This window comes from Rossellomorea oryzaecorticis (genome assembly GCF_045897515.1).
Lineage (GTDB): Bacteria > Bacillota > Bacilli > Bacillales > Bacillaceae_B > Rossellomorea > Rossellomorea enclensis.
Genome location: NZ_JBJOSA010000014.1, coordinates 13,252 through 26,142, shown reverse-complemented (window position 1 = coordinate 26,142; position 12,891 = coordinate 13,252). Strand labels below are relative to the sequence as shown.

Below are 12,891 nucleotides of genomic sequence, written 5' to 3'. Positions count from 1 at the left end.
AATAGACGGATCAACCTTTTTTATTTTCGATAAATGACCATGGCGGAGAAGCAGTATATCTGTTCTTCCTCTTCTTCCGTCAGCGCAGCAATATGATATTTGATATCGACGACTTTCTTCTCATCCACTTTACTCAGGAATTGATTCATATCCTGCTCCAAATCCTTCTCATGTTCATAATCAAACACTTTGACCTGGATCATCCCGCTCCCACCTTCTTTTAGAAACTATCACTAGTATTGTCAGATTTTTCAATTTTCAAACAAATCCACGTAAAAAAACACATTCCCTATTAAAGGAATGTGTTTCAGTGATCACATATTATTTCTTGGGAGCCGTTTCGCCGCCCCAATTCATCATGCCGCCTTCCATGTTCACCACTTTGTAGCCTTGTTCCTGCATATAGTGGGCAACATTTCCGCTGCGGTTTCCTGAGCGGCAGATAAAGATATATTCTTTATCCTTCTCAAACTTGTCCAATGATTCAGGGATATCGCCCATTTTGATGTGACGCGCTCCAGGAATCATCCCTTCTTCTACTTCTTCATCTTCCCGTACGTCCACCAATAATAGGTCTTCGCCGTTTTGAAGTTTTTTGTTCAATTCATCTGTTGTAATCGTTTTGATTTCAGTCATTTTCTTCACCCTTTCATGGTAATCCATTTTGATTATATCAAAGGTATTCCCTATCACAAAAAATTTACACATGTGTGGGTATCGGGGGAGGGGATGTACCAGGTACAAGGAGGCTGGTTTGTACCTGGTACATCCTATCCTTGTTTTGTGGTGCCTGGCTCAAAACACCTCTTTTGTGCCTGGCTCAAAACACCTCTTTTGTGCCTGGCTCAAATCATCTCTTTTATGCTGGCACCACAAACAGTGTCCATCACAACAAAAAAAGGAACGGACCAAGAAAAGTCCGTTCCCCCATTCAAAATCAGTTCGCCACAATATTCACTAGCTTGCCAGGTACGGCAATCACTTTACGCACTGTTTTTCCTTCAATTTGGTTCTTGATGTCTTCGTTTTCCATCGCTGTTTTTTCAAGTTCATCCTTGTTCATGTCGCGAGGGATCATCACTTTTGCTTTTACTTTGCCGTTGACCTGAAGGACGATTTCCACTTCGTTGTCCACAAGTTTTGATTCATCAAATGACGGCCATTCCACGTATGTGATGGAATCTTCGTGTCCAAGTTTCGCCCAAAGCTCTTCCGTCATATGAGGTGCGATCGGCGCAAGGAGCTTCACGAAACCTTCGACATATGCTTTTGGAAGGGTCTCTGCTTTGTATGCTTCATTGATGAAGACCATAAGCTGGGAGATCCCTGTGTTGAAACGAAGACCTTCATAGTCTTCCGTGACCTTCTTGACCGTCTGGTTGTAAATTTTATCAAGGGCCGGGTTCGCAGTGTCGGACACTTTCCGGGAAAGCGTACCGTCTTCCTCGATAAGAAGGCGCCATACACGGTCAAGGAAACGGCGGGCTCCATCCAGTCCGTTCGTGCTCCATGCAACCGATGCTTCAAGCGGCCCCATGAACATTTCATAAAGACGGAGAGTATCTGCTCCGTGAGATTCGACGATTTCATCAGGGTTTACGACATTCCCTTTTGATTTACTCATTTTTTCATTGTTTTCACCAAGGATCATCCCCTGGTTGAACAGCTTCTGGAACGGCTCTTTCGTTGGCACGACTCCGATATCATAAAGGAATTTATGCCAGAAACGCGCGTACAGAAGGTGTAGTACCGCGTGCTCAGCTCCACCGATGTACATATCGACCGGAAGCCAGTCATCCATTTTCTTCGCATCCGCAAGTGCTTCCTCGTTATGAGGATCGATGTAGCGAAGGTAGTACCAGCAGCTTCCTGCCCACTGCGGCATTGTATTTGTTTCGCGGCGGCCTTTCTTGCCTGTTTCAGGGTCTTCTACATTTACCCAATCGCTGATGTTGGCAAGCGGTGATTCACCTGTTCCGGATGGTTTGATTTCAGTCGTCTTTGGAAGGACAAGCGGAAGTTCGCTTTCCTGAACACCTGAAGTTGTGCCGTCTTCCCAGTGAATGACAGGGATTGGTTCGCCCCAGTAGCGCTGGCGGCTGAACAGCCAGTCACGAAGGCGGTATGTGACTTTCTTCGTACCGATTTCTTTTTCTTCAAGCCATGCAATCGATTTTGTGATTGCTTCTTCTTTACCAAGTCCATTCAGGAAATCAGAGTTAACGTGCTCCCCGTCACCTGTGTAGGCTTCTTTTTCAACGTCTCCGCCGGCAACCACTTCAACAATTGGAAGATCAAATTGTTTAGCAAATTCGTAGTCTCTTTCATCATGGGCAGGTACGGCCATGATCGCTCCAGATCCGTAACTCACAAGAACGTAATCTGCAATCCAGATCGGCATTTTGCTTCCGTTTGCAGGGTTGATCGCATAAGCCCCTGTGAACACACCTGTTTTTTCTTTGGCAAGATCGGTGCGTTCAAGATCGCTCTTTGTTTTCACCTTATCAAGATAAGCTTCCACCTGTTCCTTTTGTTCGGCAGTGGTGATTTTCCCGACTAGATCATGTTCAGGCGCGAGCACCGCGTACGTTGCACCGAAGATCGTATCAGGACGTGTAGTGAACACATCGAATGATGCATCGTGTCCGTCAATGTTGAAGACGACTTCTGCCCCTTCAGAACGTCCGATCCAGTTGCGCTGCATATCCTTGATGCTTTCCGGCCAGTCGACATCTTCAAGGTCTTCAAGAAGGCGGTCCGCATAAGCCGTGATCTTAAGCATCCACTGTTTCATCGGGCGGCGTTCGACCGGATGGCCTCCGCGCTCGCTCTTCCCGTCGATGACTTCTTCATTGGCAAGAACCGTACCAAGCGCCGGGCACCAGTTCACTGCTACTTCATCAACGTAAGCCAAGCCCTTTTCATAAAGCTTAAGGAAGATCCATTGTGTCCATTTGTAGTAGCCAGGGTCAGTCGTGTTCACTTCACGGTCCCAGTCATAAGAAAAACCAAGCGCCTTGATCTGACGGCGGAAGTTATCGATGTTCTGCTTCGTGAATTCGGCAGGGTCGTTTCCTGTATCAAGAGCATACTGCTCCGCAGGAAGACCGAATGCATCCCAACCCATTGGATGAAGGACGTTATATCCCTGCATACGTTTCATTCTGGAAAGGATATCCGTTGCGGTGTAACCTTCCGGGTGGCCTACGTGAAGGCCTGCACCTGATGGATACGGGAACATATCCAGTGCATAGAAATTCTTTTTCGACTCATCCTCGGTCGTTTTGAACGTTTTGTTTTCTTCCCAATACTGCTGCCATTTTGTCTCAATGCTTTTATGATCAAAACTCATATTGAGATCCTCCTTTATCAAATGAATGGATTGTGGTTCAGACGGACGGTTCGTTCTTTGATCAGGCTTATTTGAAGCAAAATAAAAAACTCCCATCCCAAATAAAAATATTTGGGACGAGAGTTATGTATATATTCTCCCGCGGTACCACCCACATTAGTGTACGCGCACTCAGCTTCATTCATCCTTAACGCGGAAAACGGCAAGTCTTACTGATTGTTCACACTTGCAACTCAGCAGGCGAGTTCATGATGTTCCCGGTTGACTTCCACCACCCGTCAACTCTCTAAGACAGAAAACATTCATTACTACTCCCGATCAACGTCTGAAATATAAGAATCATTATATGTATTCACTATTTTAGGAGAAAATATTCAGGAGCGCAAGCCCAATGTGAAGGAATTTAGTAATTTTGATGCCGTTCTTAAGTGATTATGTCAATTTTTAATAAAAAACAGATAACCATTTCTACAAAACTGTTAAAAAAGGGGCCTTTTAGAATCGGTTCTAAATCCCGCTTTTGATTTCCGTGCAAGACTTCTCTTTCCATCAGAAAAGCGGAGGGGCTTTGCTCAGAGGCGGGTGGCGTAAGGCGAATCGGCCACGAAGGCGTTCTTTGCCTTCTTGGTCGATTTGACTTATGACATGTGCCTCTAAGCCCCGCAGCTAGACAAGTCTCACATAAGCTAATCATCCCGCAGAAGTCTGCGTCTTGCACTCCAATCTACCGCTGGAAAGTACTAACATCTACTGTACATTCAAACAAAAACCCGAACTAATTTGTCTATAAAAAGGCATATTAGTTCGGGTCAACCTTATCTAAAGTACGCTCTTCTTCCATAAATCACTGAACCGTATATCCTCCATCAAGCACTACTGCCTGCCCCGTCACACCTTTTGCGGCGTCACTGCACAGGAACATCGTGTAATCGGCAATCTCTTTTACATCCAGAAGCCTTTTTTGCGGAACCAGCGGATAAATGACTTCTTCCACTACTTTTTCAAGAGGTACATTTCGCGTCTTGGCGAGATCTGCCAGCTGGTTCTGCACGAGCGGTGTATCGACATAGCCAGGGCAGACAGCATTCACAGTGACACCATGTGCTGCTGCTTCAAGTGCTGCGACCTTGGTCAAACCGATGACTCCATGTTTCGCAGAATTGTAGGCTGCCTTGCCGGCAAATCCCACTAGTCCATTAATGGAAGCCATATTGATGATCCTGCCGAAACCCTGTTCTTTCATGATAGGCAAGGCATGTTTGATTGCCACAAATGGAGCCGTCAGCATGACTTTCACCAAAAACTCGAACTTCTCTGTCGGGAAATCTTCGATAGGTGACACATGCTGAAGACCCGCGTTATTAATCAGCACATCAAGCCTTCCGTAATGATTCACTGTGGACGCAATGGCTTCTTTCAAGTCTTCCTCAGAAGTAACATCACAGCGGATGCCCATCGCTTCATATCCTTCTTTTTTCAGAGAAAGTGCAGCTTCCTGCACTCCATCTACCTTCAGGTCTGTTAGTACAACTTTCGCACCGGCTGCAGCGAATTCCTTCCCGATTTCAAATCCGATTCCCTGCGCTGCTCCGGTTACAAATACGACTTTGTTTTCTACCATGATGATACTCCTTTCTTAAATACCCAATCCTAAGCTGAATAAAATGATTGCAATCGCGAGACCGAGCAATGGCACAATGACCGTCACTGCCCCGACTGCTCCATACGCTTCCCCGTGCGACTCATTACAAATCGAGCGGATCGTGGTTACGACGTAGCCGTTATGCGGCAGGGAGTCCAGGGCACCAGAAGAAATCGCGACAACCCTGTGCAGCGCTTCCGGGTTCACACCCATATCCATATAGTGTGGTGCAATCAGCGGAAGGGCGATTGCCTGACCGCCGGATGCCGATCCTGTCATACCTGCGATCACACTGACTGCAATGGCACCGCCGATCAATGGCGAGCCCGGAATATTGGTCATGACGTCAACAGCCGTTTCGAACGCCGGCACTGCTTTTGCCACGCCCCCGAATCCAACGACAGCTGCAGTATTCCCGATTGCGATCAAGGCTCCGATCGTCCCTTCAGATACTGCCGGCCAAAAGCCTTTGAAGTACTTTCTGTTCAATAGATACGTGGAGATAACCCCTCCAAGCAGGGCAATGATCAAAGCAGACTGTTTCATCGAATCGTGGAAGATGAATGCAAGGATCAGTACAATCAGAAGCGGGATCAATCCCATCAACGGATTCGGCAGAGGACGCCCCTCATCGATGACTGGATCTTCTTCGCGGGATTGGAATCTCTCCCCTTTATTGATCGCTTTCTTGATCATGCGCTTTAACCACCAATAACCGAAGACTGCCATGAAGACTGCCACGATCAAGCTGACTTCCCAGCCGGCGTATGGTGTCGTATTCAGATATTCAATCGGGATCCAGTTTTGGATTTCAGGTGAACCGGCCGAGGTCATCGTGAATGTGACTGACCCGAGGGCAAGTGCCGCGGGAATGAACCTGCGCGGCAGGTCTGCCTGCTTGAACAGACTTAAAGCCATCGGATACACAGAGAATGCCACGACGAATAAACTAACCCCTCCGTATGTCAAGATCGCACACGCCGCCACGATCGCCAACACGGCATATTTCATACCAAGTTTTTCGACAACGAACCTCGACACACTGTCTGCCGCTCCGCTGTCTTCCATCACTTTACCGAAGATGGCACCGAGCAAGAACATTAAATACCATGCGGCAACGAAGCTTGTAAATCCGGACATATAATTCGTGACCAGATCCGCTTCCCCTTCTGCAGCCAGCTGCGGAAACAAAGGCATACCGCTTAAAACAGCTACGAATAATGCAGAGATAGGCCCAACAATCAGGATGTTCATACCCCGCATCGTTAAAAAGATTAATAAAATGAGTCCTCCTATGAGTCCAATCATACTCAACATCTTGTATTTCCCCCTTTTTCATATAAAAGTTTCTTTCGAGACACCTTTTTGCAATCGTTTACATTTTTTGATTGCTCGTGGACGCCCCTTTCAAAACCGTACATCTATTAACATGCAATAATTGTGCCAACTTTCAGGTTAATGAAAATCTACGTTCTCAGAATGAAAAGTCCGGTATTTCGGACTGTTTTTTTAAAATTCACAGGATGTACACAATCTTGCGTAGAAAAATAGATAGTCCGGAAATTCGGACCCCTTTCCGAATTTCCGGACTAATCAAGCAGCTGATATTTGTTTAATTTCTCATATAACGTTGATTTACTTATCCCAAGTGCTGCGGCCAGTTTTCGTTTATCATGCTGAAACTTCTCCATACTTTGCTGAAGAACACTTTTTTCAGTATCATCGAGAATTTCCTTTAACGTTTTCGATTCTACATTAAAGACGGTCCCTGCTTTCATATATTCAGGGAGGGAAGTGAGGGAAATCTGGTGATCATTTGATAAATAGGTGGAAGCATTGATCACGTTCTCCAATTCCCTTAAATTACCCGGCCAGCTGTAAGAAGTAAAGACATCCAGTACGTCTTTATGGAAGCCCTGAATCCTCTTGCCTGATGATTTCATCGACTTTTTCAAGAAGAATTCGGACAGCACAGCGATGTCGTCTTTTCTCTCCCTGAGGGGCGGGATGACAAATGGCACGATATTGATCCTGTAGTAGAGGTCGCTCCTGAATCTTTTTTCTTCCATCATTTTCTCAAGCGGCCTGTTGGTGGCTGCGATGATCCTTACATCTACCTGGCGGATACGGGATGACCCGACTGCCTCCACTTCCCCTTCCTGAAGGACCCTTAGAAGCTTTGCCTGCATGTTCAATGGCATGTCCCCGATTTCATCCAGGAACAGTGTCCCTTTGTTGGCAAGCTGGAATTTCCCTTTTTTCCCGCCTTTTTTGGCACCAGTGAAGGCGCCTTCTTCATACCCGAATAATTCCGACTCGAGGAGCTGTTCTGGAATTGCAGCACAATTCACCTTGATGAAAGGCTGACCGCTCCTCTCACTCAACTGATGGATGCTGTGTGCGAATAATTCCTTTCCGGTCCCGCTTTCCCCCCTGACAAGGATTGAAATATCACTTGGCGCAATCATTTGAACTTTATCCTTCAGTTCTTTTATCACTTCAGAATCTCCGATGATATCATTTAGGCTGTACTTAACGCCTGAGTTGATATCCTGTATGTAGCTTTGTATTTTAGACATCATATTTTTCACATGTGTGCTCATCTGCATCCATTCGCTCGTATCACGGAAAATGACGCTGCCGAACGCGCCAATCACTTCCCCGTCCACAACAATCGGGATCCGGTTTGCGATCATGTAATTGCCTTTTATGTATTGAAGATCGGCCACTTCCTCTTTCCCGCTCTCCACGACTTTATGCATTCTTGTGTTTTCTATCACATTTGTTACGTGGACGCCTATCGCTTTCTCCCTGTCCACCTCAAGAAATTTGCAATAATTCTCGTTGATGTAAATGATTTTTCCGTCTCTATCGACTACAACCAGCCATTCAAAGGCATTCTCCAGCATGATTTCAATCATCTCGGCAGAAACTTTCTTCAGCAGACTGCTCATCCCATTCCCCTTCTCTCTTGCTGTTTGATTCATTAAATAAATTGTCTCTCTATTCAAAATAATCCTTCCTATTATAGTAGCATATCCATTCAACATAAAGGGGGTTTCCAAAAAATACAAAAGCTTAGGAATGGGTTTATGATGCGGGATTACGGGGAATCTTTGTTAATAAATACAAGGAGCTGATGGAATGGAAATTGACCGTTTAAAAATCTATTATCTTGAAGATGATGGAAATATCCCCAACAACCCGGATCTGCCTGTTCTCATCTACCGTAATGCCGTGAAAGATACAGCGGAGATGGAAGAAATCTTTCATCTTAATCAATGGATGAACAGCTGGATAAACGGCATCCATGATTACCATCATTATCACAGCAATACACATGAAGTCCTTGGAGTAGTTTCAGGTGATGCATCTGTAAAACTCGGCGGTGAGAAAGGAGTGGAACTGACGATATCCAAAGGGGATGTAATCATCCTCCCTGCAGGGACCGGACACAAGAAACTATCCTCAAGTACGGATTTCAAAGTAGCCGGTGCCTATCCTGACGGTGCGGATTTCAATATGTATGAAGGCTCATTAAAAGACCGGCCGCAGGTACTCATCGATATTAAAAATGTTCCCCTCCCTGAATTCGACCCCGTATATGGGAACGGCGGTCCTGTCAATAAATACTGGCTTCAGAGCAGAACCAGGGCTTAATTCAAAAAAACCATCTTTTTCTACTCAAAAGTAAGTTGTGTTTGTCTTCATTCCGTGTTATTCTATACAAGCGATGAGCTGAATTGTGTAAGTCGGTGATCACGCCTAACGGCAGCAAACTATGTGGAGTTTGGATCATCCGCCTCAATTTTTTGCAAGTGGGCTTCCATAGGAAATGGGAGCCCTTTTATTTTTATATTACGGAGGCAAGGTGTCCGGCTCCGACTTAAATCATTACATAAATACTAGAAGATTCTGTTTTCAGATGCTTTTTGTTTATTTATAGAAAAACAAAACCCGAATGAATTTGCTATCGTTTTGACAAATTCATTCGGGTTTTTGTTTAAATGTTCAGTTAGATAATTTTTCTATCCAGCGGTTGCACGGAAATCATTAGCGGTTTTTAGAGCTGAGATCTTCGTCTTTAGTCAGTATTAGTAGGGTTTTATCCAAGCGGCTTTTTATTGTACAGGCAATGATACAGGTGCTTCTTTTTTCAGTGGACGATCATATAGACTCGCCAGTACCAGAGCAGCGAACAAGAAACCGATCAGTGACATGAACAAAACCTGCATACTGAACAAATCGACCAGGACGCCCCCAAGGAACGGTCCGATCATTCTCCCGCCGGTTGCCGTACTATTCACAATCCCCTGATAAAATCCTTCGCGGCCCTTAGGTGCAAGTGTATTTGCAATTGTAGGGACGGCTGGCCAAATCAGCATCTCACCGATGGTCAATATGATCATTGAAATCGCAAACCATTCAAACGTATCTGAAACAGACGCTACCCCGAATGAAACCATGAATATGATGATTCCGATCATGATCTGCAGCCTCAAATTATCTTCGAACCGTTTGATTGCTTTAGACAAAATGGGCTGCGCGAGCACGATCAAGGCACCGTTGATCGTCCAAAGCAGGCTGTACTGTTTCAGGCTTATATTGATTTCCTGTGTATATGTGGCGATTGTCGACTGCCACTGGACATAACCGACCCAGCATAACAAATAAGCTGCACAGATGATCAGAAGAGCAGTAAGCTTTGATTTGTTCCTGATCACCTTTTTCTCGTTCAGAACAGATGTCTGCCTCCCTGAACCGGCCGAGATGTCACGGTAGCCGAAAACGGCAATCAAGAAAAATAGGATATACATAAGTAAATTCGCAAGGAATATATAACTGAATGAAAAAGATGCGACAAGGCCGCCTAAAGCTGCACCGACTGCAACTCCGATGTTTTGGGCCACATACACGGAATTGAAGGCCTTCCTCCCGCCTTCAGGCCAAACCGAACCGGCCATGGCATACATGGAGGGAAACACTATCCCCGAACCAAAACCGACTGCAGTCAGAAACACAACATAATATGGCCACCCCTGCCAAATATTCATTCCTGCAAGGGCTGCCAGCGTAATACTGATCCCAAGCAGTATGGAGCGATAGCCCCCCAATTTATCAAAAAGGCTTCCGCCTATCAAATTTCCGATGACACTTGCTCCTGCATTGACCATCAGCACAAGACCTGCTACAGATAAAGATTTCCCAAGATGGTCATGCAGATAGATTGTATTGAGCGGCCATAAGAAGGAAGAACCTGTGACATTCACCATCATCCCAATGACAAGCAACCATAGTGATCTAGGCATTTTCTTCTTCCCTTTCTACCATTTATTTCGAGTCCCAAAAGAATTTTACTCCTTTTAATCTGACGGAGCAAGAAATATTTTTTATATTTTTTCCGGTGTTTTTTTCTGCGCTTCAATTGTTGTCATGACGGTGTAAAGGAGAGGATGATACAACTTGAGCCAGGCTCAGATGAGGTGGATTGAGCCAGGCTCGTACGACCGGAATTGACCCTGGCTCAATTCAGCGGATCTGAGCCAGGCTCCCCAAGCTACGGACCGCTTCTTCTCATAAAAAAACCAGGCGCCGCTTCAGCACCTGGTTTTTAAATCATTTCCCGTTATTCTGTTTGGATTTGACCGGCTGCCCCTGCTTTTCATAACGTTTTTTTGCCGTTTTCACAGGGTTCTTTTCTGCACCGAATTCAGTATCCAGGCTGCGGAAATCGCTTCTTGTCTTTTGCTCCGGATTATTTTGCTTAGAACGTTTTTTCAATGTAGTTTTCCTCCCACCACAGTCGGATCATGTTCTAATAAAATCATCTCATTTTGAAGGTTCTGCAGCTGAAGCCTCATCCTGTGCAGCTGTTCACGCTGCTGGGAATTCGCACTGTGTGCCAGGTCAGAAACATCATTGACCGATTCTTCGATCTGCTGCATCGCTTTCGTGTATTCCTGATCGTGATAGTGCTCCTGCTCCAGGCCGGATTTATACTGTTCTTGAGCGTAACGAATGGCATCTTCACATTTCTGAATACAGTCTTCAATGGATTTTCTCGTTGCCATGTCGACTACCTCCTGCATTTTAATGTTTAAAGAAGAGTGCATGCTCTCCTTCTTCATTAGTTTTAACCTCAAGACCGCATTCAGAAGTGGTAATCTTCACCTATTTCATGACATCGGATATCTTCGCGGGCACATTCATGTTAAAATCTTTTTGATAAGGGTCACATACATAACAGAAGAAATTAGGAGGTGTTTGTCATCATGACAAACCCGTTTCCATACGCGGCCGATAACAAGCGGTATCATACGTGGAATTACCATCTGCGTAATCATTTTGGCCATAAAGTCTTTAAAGTCGCACTCGATGGCGGTTTTGACTGCCCGAACCGTGACGGAACAGTCGCTCACGGCGGATGCACCTTTTGCAGTGCAGCAGGCTCCGGTGATTTTGCAGGGGACCGTGTCGACTCCCTTGAAAAACAATTCAATGATATCAAAGAGAAAATGCATACAAAATGGAAAGACGGAAAATACATGGCCTATTTCCAGGCATTCACCAATACGCACGCACCTGTCGAGATCCTCAGGGAGAAGTATGAGTCTGTACTGAAACAAAAGGATGTGGTCGGTCTCTCGATCGCCACCCGTCCCGACTGTCTTCCCGATGATGTGGTCGAGTATCTTGCCGAACTCAATGAACGGACGTATCTCTGGGTTGAACTCGGACTTCAGACCGTACATGAAAAGACGGCAGACTTGATCAATCGCGCCCACGATTATCAATGCTATGTTGAAGGCGTGAAAAAGCTCAGGAAACACGGGATCCGCGTCTGTTCCCATATCATTAACGGCCTGCCTCAGGAAAATACGGAAATGATGATGGAAACGGCCCGTGAAGTGGCAAAACCCGATGTTCAGGGGATCAAGATCCATCTTCTTCATTTACTGAAGGGAACACCCATGGTCAAGCAGTATGAAAAAGGGCTGCTCGAATTCATGGACTTTGATCAATACGTGAAGCTTGTATGCGACCAGCTTGAAATCCTGCCCCCTGAAATGATTATCCACCGGATCACAGGTGACGGACCGATTGAAATCATGGTGGGTCCGATGTGGAGCGTGAATAAATGGAATGTGCTCAATGCAATCGACCGGGAATTGAAAGATCGAAACAGCTGGCAGGGAAAATATTATAATGTGGATGTGAAAGCATGAAATTGGAACGAATCTTACCTTTTGCCCGAAAACTGCTCGAGAATGCAGTGAAACCGGGTGATATCACAATAGACGCAACACTTGGCAACGGCCATGATACATTGTTTCTCGCTCAGCTTGTAGGCGAGAACGGAAGGGTTTACGGCTTCGACATTCAAGAGGATGCCATTCAGAACACGAAAGATCAGCTCGCCACCCATGAACTCTCTGATCGTGTCACCCTTTTTCATCAGGGTCATGAGACGGTCATGAATGTCATTCCACCCCTTCATCACGGAAAAGTGACAGGAGCCGTCTTTAATCTTGGATACCTACCAGGAGGAGACAAAACAATTGTCACCCGGCCAAGGACCACCATTTCGGCAATGAACCAAATCCTTGAAATGCTTGCGCCTGAAGGAATCCTTATTCTCGTTATATATCACGGTCACCACGAAGGAGCCGTAGAACGGGACTACCTGCTCCGTTACGTAGAAAAACTGGATCAGAATTACGTACACGTTTTACGCTATCAGTTCGTCAACCAACTCAATAATCCTCCATTCATCCTAGCTTTGGAGAAAAGATAAAAACAGGGACGGGGTTGGGACAAAAATTAAATCCAATGTCTAAAGACGAACATTTTAGAGTGCACTCTAAACAACGCTAATGATTTCCGTGCAAGACTTCGC

12 protein-coding genes and 1 other annotated feature are annotated in these 12,891 nt (G+C 45.5%); of the genes, 3 read left to right on the top strand and 9 right to left on the bottom strand.

Features of this window, described 5'->3' with window-relative positions:
* Positions 1-20: 20 nt before the first annotated feature.
* The 6 genes from ACKA06_RS15350 to ACKA06_RS15325 form a co-directional block, all read right to left on the bottom strand.
* Positions 21-203, bottom strand: a complete 183-nt coding sequence (locus ACKA06_RS15350; RefSeq protein ID WP_032087287.1) for a sporulation protein Cse60 — start codon at positions 201-203, stop codon at positions 21-23.
* Between the two features lie 118 nt (positions 204-321).
* Positions 322-636, bottom strand: coding sequence for a rhodanese-like domain-containing protein (locus tag ACKA06_RS15345; RefSeq protein WP_032087454.1), 315 nt, complete (start codon positions 634-636; stop codon positions 322-324).
* Positions 637-937: 301 nt separating this feature from the next.
* Positions 938-3,352 carry a leucine--tRNA ligase gene (gene leuS, locus ACKA06_RS15340; protein ID WP_064564569.1) on the bottom strand — a complete coding sequence of 805 codons (2,415 nt, stop codon included), beginning with the start codon at positions 3,350-3,352 and terminating at the stop codon, positions 938-940.
* 109 nt (positions 3,353-3,461) lie between these two features.
* Positions 3,462-3,683: a binding site (T-box leader), on the bottom strand.
* Positions 3,684-4,196: 513 nt separating this feature from the next.
* The gene (locus ACKA06_RS15335; RefSeq protein WP_214871956.1) at positions 4,197-4,973 is read right to left on the bottom strand and encodes a 3-hydroxybutyrate dehydrogenase; all 777 of its coding nucleotides are present in this window, start codon (positions 4,971-4,973) and stop codon (positions 4,197-4,199) included.
* A 15-nt stretch (positions 4,974-4,988) separates the two neighbouring features.
* Positions 4,989-6,311 (bottom strand): GntP family permease, encoded by a 1,323-nt coding sequence (locus tag ACKA06_RS15330; protein WP_032087283.1) that lies wholly within the window; start codon positions 6,309-6,311, stop codon positions 4,989-4,991.
* Between the two features lie 272 nt (positions 6,312-6,583).
* Positions 6,584-7,948: a sigma-54 interaction domain-containing protein gene (locus ACKA06_RS15325; protein ID WP_411160073.1), complete on the bottom strand. Its 1,365-nt coding sequence runs from the start codon at positions 7,946-7,948 to the stop codon at positions 6,584-6,586.
* Positions 7,949-8,138: 190 nt separating this feature from the next.
* On the opposite strand from ACKA06_RS15325, the gene ACKA06_RS15320 reads away from it, so the two are divergent.
* Positions 8,139-8,654, top strand: coding sequence for a cupin domain-containing protein (locus tag ACKA06_RS15320; RefSeq protein WP_058298002.1), 516 nt, complete (start codon positions 8,139-8,141; stop codon positions 8,652-8,654).
* Positions 8,655-9,115: 461 nt separating this feature from the next.
* Here the strand turns inward: ACKA06_RS15320 and ACKA06_RS15315 are convergent, their stop codons facing one another.
* The 3 genes from ACKA06_RS15315 to ACKA06_RS15305 all read right to left on the bottom strand — a co-directional run bounded on the left by ACKA06_RS15315 (position 9,116) and on the right by ACKA06_RS15305 (position 11,065).
* Positions 9,116-10,303 (bottom strand): MDR family MFS transporter, encoded by a 1,188-nt coding sequence (locus tag ACKA06_RS15315; RefSeq protein WP_411160056.1) that lies wholly within the window; start codon positions 10,301-10,303, stop codon positions 9,116-9,118.
* 307 nt (positions 10,304-10,610) lie between these two features.
* A complete protein-coding gene (locus ACKA06_RS15310; protein WP_197669275.1) occupies positions 10,611-10,775 on the bottom strand; it encodes a glycogen biosynthesis protein GlgD in 165 nt (54 codons plus the stop codon).
* Complete coding sequence (locus ACKA06_RS15305; RefSeq protein ID WP_064564577.1) at positions 10,772-11,065, bottom strand: YtzC family protein; 294 nt, start codon at positions 11,063-11,065, stop codon at positions 10,772-10,774. The genes ACKA06_RS15310 and ACKA06_RS15305 overlap by 4 nt, the downstream gene beginning before the upstream one ends.
* A gap of 201 nt (positions 11,066-11,266) precedes the next feature.
* Here ACKA06_RS15305 and ACKA06_RS15300 point away from each other — a divergent pair, with 201 nt between their 5' ends.
* A complete protein-coding gene (locus ACKA06_RS15300; protein ID WP_411160055.1) occupies positions 11,267-12,220 on the top strand; it encodes a TIGR01212 family radical SAM protein in 954 nt (317 codons plus the stop codon).
* The gene (locus tag ACKA06_RS15295; RefSeq protein ID WP_032087276.1) at positions 12,217-12,789 is read left to right on the top strand and encodes a class I SAM-dependent methyltransferase; all 573 of its coding nucleotides are present in this window, start codon (positions 12,217-12,219) and stop codon (positions 12,787-12,789) included. The genes ACKA06_RS15300 and ACKA06_RS15295 overlap by 4 nt, the downstream gene beginning before the upstream one ends.
* Positions 12,790-12,891: the final 102 nt, after the last annotated feature.